Genomic DNA, 13,607 nt, shown 5'->3' on the forward strand with positions numbered 1-13,607 from the left:
GGCACTCATCCCCCCGGGAGGCAGGTCCCATGGCCGAGAAAGAGGCCCCGAAGACGGAGTCGCACGACCCCGACTTCCCGGAGGCGCTGCTGCAGTTCATGCGCTCCGGCTGGCGGGACGACTCGCTCACGGTCGCGGCCCGGCCCGAGGCCGAGCGCTACGCCACCCGCCGCGCCCGGCTGTCCGCCGCGTTCCCGGGCGAGACGCTGGTCATCCCGACCGGCCAGGAGAAGGTCCGGGCCAACGACACCGACCACCCGTTCCGGCCCGGCAGCGACTTCGCGTACCTGACCGGCGACCACGACCCGGACAGCGTGCTGATCATGACGCCGTCCGGGGACGGTCACGACGCGGTCCTCTACACCCGGCCGCGCTCGTCCCGGGAGACCGACGAGTTCTTCCGCAGCCGCGACGGCGAGCTGTGGGTCGGCCGCCGGCACACACTCGCCGAGAAGTCCACGCTGCTCGGCATCGAGACCGCCGCACTGCGCGACGCCGAGGCCGCGCTGGCCGGCTGCGCGCCCGCCCGCACCCGGGTGCTGCGCCGCCTCGACCCGCGCGTCGACGCCGCGATCCGGCCGTTCGACACGGAGAAGGCCGGCGCCCGCGACCGCGAGCTCGCCTGGACCATCTCCGAGCTCAAGCTGGTCAAGGACGAGTGGGAGATCGCGCAGCTGCAGGCCGCGATCGACGCCACCGTGCGCGGCTTCGAGGACGCGGTCCGCGTCATCCCGGCCGACCGCGGCGTCTCCGAGCGCCTCATCGAGGGCGTCTTCGGCCTGCGCGCCCGGCACGACGGCAACGACGTCGGCTACGGCTCCATCGTCGGCGCCGGCGCGCACGCCACGATCCTGCACTGGGTCCGCAACAACGGCGTCACCACGCCCGGCGAGCTGCTGCTGATGGACATGGGCGTCGAGGGCAACCACCTCTACACCGCCGACGTCACCCGGACCGTCCCGGTCAACGGCACGTTCTCCCCGCTGCAGCGCCAGGTCTACGACATCGTGCACGCGTCCCAGCAGGCCGGCATCGACCTGATCAAGCCGGGCGTCAAGTTCAAGGACGTGCACGAGACCTGCATGCGCGTGCTCGCCGAGGGCCTCTCCGACCTCGGTGTGCTCCCGGTCAGCGCGGACGAGGCGATGGACCCGAAGTCGACCGTCTACCGCCGCTGGACGCTGCACGGCTTCGGCCACATGCTCGGCATCGACGTCCACGACTGCTCCCACGCCCGCAAGGAGAGCTACCGCGACGGCGAGCTCGGCGAGAACTTCGTCCTCACCGTCGAGCCCGGCCTCTACTTCCAGCCGGAGGACGACCTGGTCCCGGCGGAACTGCGCGGCATCGGCATCCGCATCGAGGACGACGTCCTGGTCACCGCGGAGGGCGCGGTCAACCTCTCGGCCGGCCTGCCCCGCACGTCCGCCGAGGTCGAGACCTGGCTCGCCGCCCAGCGCGCGGAGGGCCCCCGCCTCCCCGGCGCCTGACGTACCCCGGGGCGTCCGGCCACACCGGACGCCCCACCCACTTCCCACCCTCGACGCTCCAGCGCCCTCCCGGCGCGAGACGCGGTCCGGGCACGCCGGACGCCCCTCCGGCGAGACGGTCCGGGCACGCCGGACGCTTCCCCGGGCGCGTGAGAAGCCTGTCCGGGCGCGAGACGCTCCGGCACGCCGGACGCGCCTGTCGGCATCCGGCGCACACATCTCCCCGCACATCGGCCGTGCCGGACGCTCCCCGCTGCTCCCCCATCCGGCGCGAAGCGGCCGAGAGCCCATCGCAAGCCCGTTCTCGAATCCGGCGTGGCCGCAGGCGTCGGCGGCAGCCACATCTCGTGGGCGGCCGCGCCCCCCGATCGCGCCGCGCACGCCGACGGCAGCCACCTCCCGTAGGCCCCGCGGCGCCCCGACCGAGCCGCGCACGCCGACGGCAGCCACCTCCCGTAGGCCCGGCGGCGCTTGACCGAGCCGCGCCCGCCAGCGGCTACCGCATCCGTGGATTTCCCGGCGTCCCACCGAGGCCGCGCCCACTCACGACAGCCACATCTCGTGGGCCGCCAGGCGCCGCCGAGCCACGCACGCCAGCGGTACTCACCTTCCGGGAACCACGTGGTGGCGCGATCGAGCCGCGCATGTTGCCACGGCGACAGCGGGATGCGTGCTGCACGGACATCGCCACAGGACCGGCACGTCACCCGTGACCAGGTCGATGCTGCTCCGGAGAGAACGGCCGGAGGCCGGCTGTCGACGGTGGAGCCGGGCGCTTCGCGCCCGAAATATCGCGAAATAGCACTGCCACCCGACGCGAAACCGGTGGTCGCAGCGAACCGGTGATCCAGCGGGAGTGGTGGTCGAGCGGGACCGGTGGCTACGGCGAGGCGGTGGAGAGGAGGGAGTAGGCGAGGGAGGTCGGGACGTGGTGGGCGGCGTTGCCGTGGCGGGTGGTGAGGAGCAGACCGGCCGCGCGGAGGACGGACAGGTGCTGGGAGGCCGAGGGGAGGCTGATGCCGACCCGCCGGGCCAGGTCGGACGTGGTGCACGGCGGGTCGGTGGCGGCGCGCAGCAGGGCGGCGCGCGAGCGTCCCAGGAGCGCGGCCAGCGGGTCCCCCGGAACGGCCGGCGGAGCCGCGCCGCGCGCGGGCCGGGGAGTCACGACGGCGGCGGGCGCGCCGGGGCCGGAACCGGGGGCGGGAGGCTCGGTGACCGGGTAGGCGATGAAGACAGCGCCGGGGTCGGTGCCGACCCACGGGCGGGTGGCCGCGACCGAGGGGATGAGCGTGACGCCCGCGCCGTTCGGGCGCAGGTCCAGATCGTGGGCGGTGTCGACGATCAGGACCGGGTTGTGCCAGCGGACCCGGGGATGGATCGTGGCGAACAGGCCCTCGACGCCGGTCGCGGCCAGGTCCCGCGTCTTGGCCCGGACGTCCCGCTGGACGTGGGCCGCGGCACCGGAACTGGCGGGCGCGGTGTGCCGGTCGTGGTGCCGGCGGATGGCGTCGGCCAGGCGGCGGAACGCGGGGCGGTCGCCGGCGGCGAGACGGTGGTGCCAGGCGTTGAGCACGCCACCGGTGAATCCGATGAGCTCGCGGCGCACCCGCGGACGGCCGGCACCGGTCAGGCGGCGCAGCGAGTCGTCCAGCGTCTCCGGCGCGGGCGTGTCCGGCAGCGGCGCGAGGAAGTCCGGGAACGCGGCCGGGTGCACCAGATCCCGCAGTTCACGACCGGGTTGGACGGTACGGGCGGCGACGCCGATGAAGACCTCGTGCAGCGGCAGCGGTGCCGGGAGCAGCCGGGTGCGCGCGAGGTCGTCGGGGCCGAGCCAGATGCGGATCATCGGGATGCCGTGGTCGCCATGCCGACGAGACGCCGCGGCGGCCCGGAAACGTTGTCACGCCTGGCGACCGAGCACGATATGCAGCACCCTCGATGCGGAATGCCGAGATCGTATCGCGGTCGACGCGCGGCCCGGACGGCGCAGTACGATCAGCGGCGCCGCGGGACAAGGGAGAACTCAAGCCGATGCCGAGTCGCGATTCGGGCCGGGACACCGAGCCCGAGATACCTGGTGGACGGCGTACGGACGGTGACGCATCCGAGTCGGTGCGCACACCTCCGCCACCGTCCGCGGGCCGAATCGATCATGAGGCCACGATCGTGATGCCGCTGATCAAGCCGCGCACCGCCGCACCGGAGGCCGGCACCACCGCGGTCACCGGCCAGCCCGGTGCCGCGACCCCGAAGGCCGGTCCCGGCGGTGCGACCCCGAAGGCCGGTCCCGGCGGCACGGCTCCGCAAACCGGCTCGGGCGACACAGCACCGCAAGCCGGTCCCGGCGGCGCGGCACCACAAGCCGGTCCCGGCGGCGCGGCACCACAAGCCGGTCCCGGCGGCGCGGCACCACAAGCGAGTGCCAGCGGCGCGGCGCCGAAGGCCGGCTCCGGCGGAGTGACGCCGGGAGCCGGTTCGGACGGCGACGCGGTCACCCAGGTGATCCCCGCGCAGCCTGCCGGGCCGATCACCGCCACGCCCGGCGGCACAGCACCCGGAGCCACCGCGCAACGGGCCGGCGCCCACACGCCGAGCCACGCCGCCCCCGGCGGATCCGCGTCCGGCGCCACCGCGCACAAGGACACCACCGCGCCGAGAGGCGGCGTCGCGCCACAGATCAGCGCAGCGCAGCAGAACAGCGCAGCGCAGCAGAACAGCGCACAGCAGAGCCACGCCGCGCAGCACGGCGGCACCGCGCCACAGAACAGCGCACAGCAGAGCCGCGCCGCGCAGCAGAACCACGCCGTGCAGCAGAATCACGCCGTGCAGCAGGACAGCGCCGCGCAGCAGGACGGCACCGCGCGACAGGACAGCTCACAGCAGAACAGTGCCGCCGAGAACGCGGTCACGCAGACGCTCCCCGCGGTTCCGCCGGGCAGTGACGACACCGTCATCCTGCCCGCGCTTCGGGGCCGCACCACCAAGCAGGAGCGGGAGCGCCCGCCCACCAACCGCGCCCGGCCGGCGGCACCCGCGGCACGGGCGGACGCCGTCGCCGCGGCAACCGCCTCCGGCTCCGCAGCTGCCGGCCGGCCGGAAGCGCCGGGAACACCGGACGCACCGGACGCACCGGACGCACCGGACGCGGACGTGCCCGAGACCGCACGGCGCCGCGGTCCGTCGCGGGCGATGGTCGGGGTCGGTATCGCGGTGGTCCTGATCGTCGCCGCCGCGTGGCTGCTGGTCAGCCTGCCCGGCGCGCCCGGTGGCGCGGACTGGGCCGGCGGCGGCGACCGCAACTGGCCGCCGGGCGCGCCCGGCGGGACGCCGAGCGCGGAGCAGCCGGTCAGCGCGCCCCCGGCCAGCGCGCCGTTCGAGTCTCCCGTGCCCGGCCGGCCCACGGACAACGGCCTGGTGACGACGCCGCCGAGCCGGGCGGCCGCGGCCGCCCGGCCGGCCGGGACCACGCCGGCCGCCGGTGCGTCGCCCAGCGTGGCCGTGCCGACCACCGGTGCGCCCGTGGCGCCGGGTGTGCCGACGCCGACGCCGCCCCCGCTGCACGGCGGTAACGGCATCAGCCTCGGCCAGGTCGAGGCGGAGTCGTTCGCGTGGCAGTGGGGCGTGACCGCGGCCTCGTTGGACGGCGCCTCCGGCGGCCGGGGTGTCTCCGCGGTCAGCAACGGTGATTGGCTGCGCTTCGACACGCTCAACTTCGGCGGCGGCGTGCGCACGTTCACGGCACGCATCGCGAACGGTTCGGGCAGCAGCGGCCGGATCGAGCTCCGCTACGACAGCCCGTGGTCGGCCCCGGCCGCGTCCGTCTCGGTGGACAACACCGGTGGCTGGTCGCAGTGGCGTACCCGCAGCGTCTCCTGCACGTCCGCCACCGGCGGCCGGACGGTGTACGTCTCGTTCGTCAGCCGCGCCCCCGGCGACTTCGTCTACCTGGACTGGATCTCCTTCTCGTAGCCGGCCCGCCGTTCCGGGGTGGCCACGGATCACGGGCCGGCGGCCGCCCCGGCCGACCGCCGTGCCCGCCGTCCCGACCGAAGCGCCCGCCGTCCCGAGCGGAGTGCACGGCGGCGCATTCGGCCCTCAGCCAGGCCGGATGTGGGAATATCAGGATCTTGGCGGGTGTACAGGCCGTAGAAAGAAGCCCCAAAAGCTCATAAACGCCCCGGACGGGCCGATGGGACACCGCAGACCCATTCCAGCGGATCGGACCCAGGCGGCGGCGATGGCAGCGCGTGAGGCGAAGAACAGGCACACGGGCAACCGGCGGCGGGACGCGGCGCCGGGTGAGGGGCGGTCGGCGGGTCGGCAGCTGACGTTCTACTTCTCGGTCCTGGTGGTGCTGCTGGCGCTGACCGCGGTGGCGCGGGCCGTGGTGATGGAGTACGCGACGCGGCAGATGACCGAGGTGGCGAACCGTTGGGCGCCGGCCGGCGTGACGAACGCGCGGGTGCTGCAGTCGCTGACCGACGTGCAGTCCGGGATCCGCGGCTACCAGCTGACCGGCGACGCCACGTTCATGGACGCCTACTCGTCCGGTACGGCCGGGTTCCTCGCCGCCGTGGACGGGCTGCGTGGGCTGCGCGCCGCCGACCCCGATCTCGGTACGCTGCTGGACCGGCAGGAGACGCTCGGCAAGCGGTGGTGGCAGACGTACGCGGAGCCGGTCGCGAACGGCGAGCGGATCGACGTGTCGGAGGCGGCCACCGCGTTCGCCGCGATCCCGCCCGCGAACGCGCAGGCCCAGGCGCGGATCGACACGAACATGACCGCGTCGATGTCCGCCGCGAGGGACCTGATCCAGTTGGTGAACGCGGTCTCCGCGCTGATCACGCTGGTCACCGTCGCGGTCACGCTGTACCTGGCGTACCGCGCGGTCGGCGACATCATCCGGCCGTTGCGTGCGCTGAGCATCACGCTGCGCCGGCTGGAGCGCGGCGACCACCACGAGCGTGCGCCGGTGTTCGGGCCGGCCGAGGTGCAGAACGCGGCGAACGGGGTGAACCGGCTCGCGGTCGAGAATCAGCGGCTGCGGGTACGCCACGAGCACGAGGGCCACATGCGCGAGGTGGCCCGGACGATCGGCGTGGCGGTCCGCGCGCACCTGGACATCGACACCGTGCTCCAGGAGATGGTCGACAAGCTCGGCCCGGTGATCGGCGCCGACCGGGTGTACGTGCAGCTCAGCGGCTTGGCCGGCGGCATGCGCCTGAAGCAGTGGCACGCGCCCGGCCTGGTGCCGCTGCCGCCGAGCCTGCTCACCCAGGCTCCGGGCCGGATCGACGCCGCCATGTCGGAGCAGGACCCGGACGCGCCGCCCGGCATCCACTTCCGCCAGGGCCGGATCCTGATGGAGATCGGCGGCAGCGACGGCGCGAACGGCACGGTGACGATGGCGTTCCCGCGCGAGTACGAGGTCCCGGACGGTGAGCTGGGCCTGCTCGCGCTGGTCCGTGAGGACATCGACCGGGCGCTGCACCACTCGTCGGTCTACGCGGAGCAGAACCGGCTGCTGGCCGAGGTCAAGGCGCTGGACGAGCACAAGGAGCGCTTCCTCACCGACGTGACCCGGGAGATCCGCAATCCGCTGAGCAGCATCCAGGGCTACCTGGAGCTGATCGACGAGTCACCGACGGAGCTGCCCGCACCCGCGCAGAAGATGATCGGCGTGATCGACCGCAACGCGCACCGGCTGCGCGCGCTGGTCGACGACATGGTCACGCTCTCCTCGATCCGCCCGCGGATGGCGAAGGCGAAGGGCCGCCCGGTGCCGATCGCGGACGTGGTCAACGCGGTCGCGGACGAGTTCCGCCCGCGGTTCGAGTCGCAGGAGGTCACGTTCACGGTCGACTGCCGCGCCGACGAGGCCGAGGTCGGCGGCGACGCGGAGCTGCTCGCGCACGCGCTGCGCAATCTGCTGGACAACGCGGCCAAGTTCACCGCCAAGTCCGGTACCGCCACGCTCCGCTGCACGATCCCGCCCCGCAAGGTCGGCGACGCCGGCACGTCCGTGCTCACGGTCAGCGACACCGGCATCGGCATCCCGCCGGAGGAGGTCGACCGCGTGTTCGGCGAGTTCTACCGCGCGTCGAACGCGGTCCGCGCGGCCGTGGAGGGTCCCGGCCTGGGCCTGAGCCTGGTCAAGGAGATCATCGAGGCACACACCGGCCGCATCAAGATCACCTCCGAGCTCAGCCGCGGCACCCAGGTCACCGCCGAACTCCCCCTCCTCCGCGCGGCGCCGACGACAGCCTGAGAGCGGCGTGGGCGGTCAGCGCTTGAGGATCAACGATTCGGTGGCGATATCGATCGAGAACGGCTCAGCGGACACGAGTGCCTGCCCCGGCCCGGCCGTCGCATGTTCGACGTAGTGATCACCGTGTAGGCGGAACAACCACATCGTGATGCGAGTCGGATCGGTCGCGTCCGGCTCGACGAGCAGATACCACTCGATGCGGGCAGCCGCATACAGCTGCATCTTCGTCACTGATCAAACGCGGAGACGCTCATCGGCGGACTCGCCTCCTAACGGAACAGGATGCTGTCACGCAGTCTCCCATGATCGCCGTCCCGTTCACATGATCGATCACGCTCGGACGCGTGATTCAGCCGGCGCCGGTCCGCTGACCGGCGCCGGGCTGCCATCAGGATCGGACGAAGACCGCCACGCTGCGGGGTGGGACCGAGAACGTGCCGGTCGCGGCGTCGAACGCGGCCGTGCGCAGGGACTCGTCGGCGGAGTTCCGCAGAACGGGGTGCAGCGCGGTCGACGTGCCCGCCAGCGACGGGACCGTCTGCGTCGCCGGTTCCGGGGTGGCGTTGAAGACCACCGTGACGGTCTCGTCGGCGGAGGTCAGCAGCATGGTGAGCACGCCGGGCGTCTCGGCCGGGCCGGACAGCGGGAAGGACAGGTGTTCCTGGACCGCCTCCGCGGTGCCGAGCGAGAACAGCGGCGACGACCGCCGGATCTCCAGCAGCTCCCGGTAGCGCGCGTCGGCCAGGGTGATCGCGTCACAGCCGGGGACCAGCGCCGGGTCGGCCAGCAGCGGGCGCGCGTAGTCCCACTTGTCCTGGTTGTCCGGCGCGGGTGGCAGGCCGCGACCGAAGCCGTTGCCGGCCGCGCAGTCCCAGGAGATCGCGTTGAACCAGTCGCCGGAGTTGAACGAGTTCCGGTCCAGCGACTTCGACCGCAGCCGCTCCGACGCGGCCGTCACGAAGCCGACGCCCTGGCCGAGCACCACCGTGGCCAGCCCGAGCGTCTGCATCCGGGCGCGGTCGAGGGCGGAGGTCCGCTGCGGAAGCTTGAACGCGAGCGCGTCGTAGAGGATTTCGTTGTCGTGCGCGTCCACGTACGTGATCGCCTCGCCCGGCGCCGCGGTGTAGCCGGTCGGCGAGCCGTTGTAGGGGATCTCCGCGCCGGTCTGCGACGCACCGGTCGACGACGCGACGAACCGGTACGACGCGAGGTTCCCGGACAGGCCGACCTTGATCTGGTCCTGGCGCAGCAGCAGCGCGGCCCGCTGCTCGTCGGGCGTACCGTTCACCGGGTCGCCGTTGGGGTCGGTGAACAGCCCGGACGCGAAGCCCTGCACGCGCGGGTTCGCGTCGAACGGCCCGCCGCCGCGCACCGCGTCACGCTGCCGGTCGTTGAACGTGCCGACCCCGGTCCCGGCCATGTTGGCCTGGGTGGCCTGCACGAACCGCGCGTCCCCGGCCACCTCGCCGAAGTTCCAGCCCTCGCCGTACAGGTAGATCTTGGAACCGTCGACGCCGTCGCGCGCGAGCGTCAGCGCGTCCAGCGCGGACCGTACCGCCAGGATGTTGGCCTTGGGGTGGTGGCCCATCAGGTCGAAGCGGAAACCGTCCACCCTGTACTGGCGGGCCCAGGTGACCATCGAGTCGACGACCAGTTTGCCCATCATCGCGTGCTCCGGCGCGGTGTTCGAGCAGCAGGTCGAGTCGGCCACGGTGCCGTCCGCGAGCAGCCGGTGGTAGTAGCCGGGCACGATCTGGTCGAGCACCGAGTGCGGGTGCACGCCGTGCGCCGCCGTGTGGTTGTAGACCACGTCCAGCACCACCCGCAGCCCGTCCCGGTTGAGCGCGGCCACCATCGACCGGAACTCGCGGGTCCGCGCCGCACCGGACGGGTCCACCGCGTAGCCGCCCTCCGGCACCGTGTAGTGCAGCGGGTCGTACCCCCAGTTGTAACCGTCGGTGTCCGCCACCGCCGCCACGCAGGCCTGCTGCCGGTCCGAGTCCGGCGGCAGCGACTCCAGGTCGCAGGCGGGCTGCGCCTGGTCGGCGCGCCGCTCCGGGATCGTCGCGAAATCGAAGGCCGGCAGCAGGTGTACGTGCGTCACGCCGGCCGCGGCCAGTTCCCGCAGATGCGTCGCACCCGCGGACCCGCGCTCGGCGAAGGCCGCGTAGGTTCCCCGCGCCGCGGCGGGCACGGTCGCGTCCGCGATGCTGAAGTCCCGTACCGACAGCTCCTGGATCTGGATCCTGGTGGCCGGCACCGCGGCGGGCTTCGTCAGGTCCGCCCAGCCCTCGGGGGCGAGCGCCGGATCGTCGAGGTCGGCGAACTGGCTGTGGGTGGAGTCGGCCGCGAGCGCCACCGAGTACGGGTCGGTCACCGACGCGGTCACCACCTTCCGCGCGGCCGGCTGCCACGCGGTCACCTCGAACCGGTAGAACTTCCCGGCCCACTCCCGGCCGGGCGACGCCGACCACACGCCGGTCGCGTCGTCCCGCCGCATGTCCACGGTGGACGCCGGCGTGGCGGACGGCGACGGGAAGAGCTGAAGCCGCACGGTACGGGCGGTCGGCGCCCAGACCGAGACCGATGGCTGCCCGTCCGGCGCGAACACCGGCCCGAGCGTGGCCGTGACCGCGCCGGAGTAGACGTCGTCGAGCACACCCGGGATCTGCACGGCCGTGGCCGCCAGGAGCCTGCCGGTGTGGTCGCGCTCCGTGACGACGACCTGGCCGCGCAGGATGTCCGGCACACGCGCGGACCCGGGCACCTCCAGCGCGCCGTAGGCCCACAGGTGCGGGAACCGCTGCCGCTGCGCCTCGCTGAGCCCATTGCGCCGCGCGGCCAGCGGGACGCTGACGTAGTCGCCGGTCAGCTCACCGTCCGCCACGCCGATGCCGCCGTCCGCGGACCAGACCAGCGCGTACGCCTTGCCGTCCGCCGGCCGCCCCTCGCCGGACGTGGGCGTCGCGAGCCGGGCCCAGGCGACCGTGGACCGGTCGAGCCACTGCGCCTCCGCCGTGGTCGGGTCCACGTCCGGGCTGAGCGTGGTGGTGCCGCCGGGCAGCAACCGCCCCGGCACGCCGGCCTGCAGCCACACCTCCGGCCCGGTGGCGCGGACGTCGAGCCGTTGGTCCTCCGGGAGATCCTTCACGTCCCCACGATGCAGGATGTAGTTCAGCCCGGTCGCGCTTTCCGCCAACGGCACCTCGAACACCGCACCGAACGCGTCCCGGCGCACCGGCATCAGCGGCGCGTCCCACGAGGTCGGCGTCGCGGCGCCGTCCCAGACGTGCAGTCCCCAGCCGTCGTAGTCACCGGCCGGCCGTCGATAGTGGATGATCGCGGTGTCCGGGTCGCGCGGCGGGTCCGGCTCCCCGGTCGCCGCCTGCCGCGTCGGATAGATCGTGGCGTCGCCCGATCTGACCCACACCTCGCCGGTCGCGGTCACGTCCACGGTCCGGTCCACGGCCGGGTCCTTGGTCCCGGACGGGTCGACGACCAGGAAGCCGACGCTCTGCGCGCCCGGCTTCAGCTTCACCCAGGCGAACCGGCCGTACGAGTCCTCGCCCGTGAACGGCTGCCCGGCCGGCCAGGTCGTGGCCCATGCCGGGTCGATGTCACCCCAGGGATACAGGTTCCAGCCGTCGTAGTCCCCGGCCGGGCGTTGGTAGTGCACGACGAGCCAGTCGCGGCTCGGCGTCTGCGGCGGTGTCTCGACGGTCGCGGTCGCGGTGGCGGAGGCGGTACGCCCCTTGCTGTCTTCCACCACTGCCTTGTATGTGATCGACGCGTTCGCGGGCAACCCCTGCGGGTCGTGGTGGAACCGGTACGGCGCGCGCGTCGCGGTCCCGACCAGCTCCCACCGGCCGCCCGGCCGCTTCGCCGCGAGCGTGACGGTCGCGGCCGGGTCGCCGCCGATCACGGTCGCCTCCACCGTGTCGGCCGAGGCGGTCAGGCTCAGGCCGGGCCGCGCCGACGGCCCCGGCACGGCGGCGGCCGCGCGCCACGCGACCGCGGACATCGGCGGCACCGTGATCGTCACCCGCCGGTCCGCGCCGGACCGCACCGCCGCTCCCCCGCCGTAGATCGGTGCGAAGCGGGTGGCCGGCGAGAACGTGTCGATCGTGACGGTCTGCGCGGCCGGCGCGTTGTTGACCGCGATCAGGTGCTCGACCCGCTCGTCCGCGAGCAGCCGGGACGCGGCGAACACGCCGGGCGCGCCGGCCGCGTGCCGGGTGGTCTGGGTGCCGTCGGCCAGCGCCGGGTAGCGCTCCCGCAGCGCGCCGAGCGCCGCGATGGTCCGGTAGATCGGGTGCCGGGTGTCGTAGCTGTCGGTCGCGTGCGTGCGCGCGGTGCCGATCAGGTCGTCGTCCAGGTAGTCGGGCGTGCGGCTGGCGAACATGTCCTGCCGCGCGTCCTTGTCCCCGCCCGGGCCGGTGAAGCCCTGCTCGTCCCCGGAGTAGACGACCGGCTGGCCGCGGGTGAGGAACATCAGTTCGTGCGCGAGCTGCGCCTTCCGCAACCGCTCCTGCTCGGAGCCGCCGGACGCCGCGATGAACGACCCGATCCGGCCCATGTCGTGGTTGCCGAGGAACGTCGGCAGGCGGCCCGCGTCCGTGTCCCGCGCGGTGTAGAGGTCGTCCGCCGCGTAGACGTCCGCGAGGGCCCGCGGCGTCCCGGTGCCGGTGACGAAGCTCTGCGCCGCGGCCTGGAACGGGAAGTCGAGCGTGGCCGGCAGACCACCGCGCCGCACGTACCCGGAGGTGATCCGCGGATCCGCGCTGTAGACCTCGCCGAACATGAAGAACTCGTCGCCGCCGGCCCGCTGTACCCCCTGGCTGAAGCGCGGCCAGAAGTCCATGTTGACGTGCTTGACCGTGTCCATCCGGTAGCCGTCGATGCCGAGCTCCCGGATCCAGTCCGCGTAGATCTTCGTCATCCCGTCGACCAACTCGGGCCGCTCGGTCCACAGGTCGTCCAGCCCGAAGAAGTCGCCGTACTCGCTGTTCTCGCCGGTGAACGTCGAATCGCCCCGGTTGTGGTACATCGTCGGATCGTTCAGCCAGCGCGGCACCTTCACGGTCGCGTCCGACGGCGTGCGGAACACTGGCGTGTACGGCCCGGAGTCCGCGGCGACCGCCGGGAACGGCCGCGTCCCGTCCGCGTAGTTGCGGTCCTCGAACGGGTTCCCGGCCGCGTCGACGTAGGGCGACGCCTCCTTCGAGACGTAGCCGTACCGGTTCTCCGCGTACGCGATCACGTCCGCCGTGTGATTGGTGATGATGTCGAGATAGATCTTGATGCCCCGCCGGTGCGCGGCGTCGACCAGCCTCTTCAGGTCGTCGTTCGAGCCGAAGTGCGGGTCGAGCCGGGTGAAGTCCGTGATCCAGTACCCGTGGTAGCCCGCGCTCACGTCCGCGCCCGAGCCCTGCACCGGCCGGTTCTTGAACACCGGCGCCAGCCAGATCGCGGTCGTGCCCAGCCCCTCGATGTAGTCCAGCCGGTCGAGGACGCCCCGCACGTCACCACCGTGATAGAAACCCTTGTCCGCCGGGTCGTGCCCGGTGCTCAGCCGGTCCCCGCCCAGCCCGCCGCGGTCGTTGCGCCGGTCCCCGTTCGCGAACCGGTCCGGCAGCACGAAGTAGAACTGCTCCGCGTCGCGCTCCGGCGCGTGCTGACCGGCCAGCACGGCGTTCGACGGCTCCGCGTTCCACGTCACGGCGCCGGTGGCGGTCCGACCCGGCGGCGCCGACGGACCGGCGCCCGCGACGGCCCCGAGCGGCAGCACCACGGTCACGGCCAGCGCCGCGACAAGCGTTCTCCAGACGGCGTCCATCGACAACCTTCCT

At 73.3% G+C, this 13,607-nt stretch carries 6 protein-coding genes; 3 read left to right on the forward strand and 3 right to left on the reverse strand.

The features are described from left to right. The first annotated feature begins 29 nt into the window (after positions 1-29). Positions 30-1,490: an aminopeptidase P family protein gene (locus tag J2S44_RS07945; RefSeq protein WP_310410312.1), complete on the forward strand. Its 1,461-nt coding sequence runs from the start codon at positions 30-32 to the stop codon at positions 1,488-1,490. Positions 1,491-2,370: 880 nt separating this feature from the next. Here J2S44_RS07945 and J2S44_RS07950 read toward each other — a convergent pair. Further along, complete coding sequence (locus J2S44_RS07950; protein WP_310410314.1) at positions 2,371-3,336, reverse strand: helix-turn-helix domain-containing protein; 966 nt, start codon at positions 3,334-3,336, stop codon at positions 2,371-2,373. Between the two features lie 323 nt (positions 3,337-3,659). On the opposite strand from J2S44_RS07950, the gene J2S44_RS07955 reads away from it, so the two are divergent. Both J2S44_RS07955 and J2S44_RS07960 read left to right on the forward strand, forming a co-directional pair. Next, on the forward strand, positions 3,660-5,459 hold the full coding sequence (locus tag J2S44_RS07955; RefSeq protein ID WP_310410316.1) for a carbohydrate-binding protein: 1,800 nt from the start codon (positions 3,660-3,662) through the stop codon (positions 5,457-5,459). A gap of 268 nt (positions 5,460-5,727) precedes the next feature. Continuing rightward, positions 5,728-7,758: an ATP-binding protein gene (locus tag J2S44_RS07960; RefSeq protein WP_310410317.1), complete on the forward strand. Its 2,031-nt coding sequence runs from the start codon at positions 5,728-5,730 to the stop codon at positions 7,756-7,758. 15 nt (positions 7,759-7,773) lie between these two features. Here J2S44_RS07960 and J2S44_RS07965 read toward each other — a convergent pair whose 3' ends face one another. Both J2S44_RS07965 and pulA read right to left on the reverse strand, forming a co-directional pair. Beyond that, positions 7,774-7,989: a hypothetical protein gene (locus tag J2S44_RS07965; RefSeq protein WP_310410319.1), complete on the reverse strand. Its 216-nt coding sequence runs from the start codon at positions 7,987-7,989 to the stop codon at positions 7,774-7,776. A 157-nt stretch (positions 7,990-8,146) separates the two neighbouring features. Next, entirely contained in the window at positions 8,147-13,594 is a 5,448-nt protein-coding gene (gene pulA, locus J2S44_RS07970; RefSeq protein ID WP_310410322.1) for a pullulanase-type alpha-1,6-glucosidase, read from the reverse strand. Positions 13,595-13,607 lie beyond the last annotated feature (13 nt).

The sequence above is a fragment of the Catenuloplanes niger genome (genome assembly GCF_031458255.1).
Lineage (GTDB): Bacteria > Actinomycetota > Actinomycetes > Mycobacteriales > Micromonosporaceae > Catenuloplanes > Catenuloplanes niger.

Excerpts from the sequence above, each read along its gene's own strand:
- J2S44_RS07960 (WP_310410317.1), top strand. The coding sequence starts at position 5,728 with ATGGCAGCGCGTGAGGCGAAGAACAGGCACACGGGCAACCGGCGGCGG.
- J2S44_RS07950 (WP_310410314.1), bottom strand. The coding sequence starts at position 3,336 with ATGATCCGCATCTGGCTCGGCCCCGACGACCTCGCGCGCACCCGGCTG.
- J2S44_RS07955 (WP_310410316.1), top strand. The coding sequence starts at position 3,660 with ATGCCGCTGATCAAGCCGCGCACCGCCGCACCGGAGGCCGGCACCACC.
- J2S44_RS07945 (WP_310410312.1), top strand. The coding sequence starts at position 30 with ATGGCCGAGAAAGAGGCCCCGAAGACGGAGTCGCACGACCCCGACTTC.
- pulA (WP_310410322.1), bottom strand. The coding sequence starts at position 13,594 with ATGGACGCCGTCTGGAGAACGCTTGTCGCGGCGCTGGCCGTGACCGTG.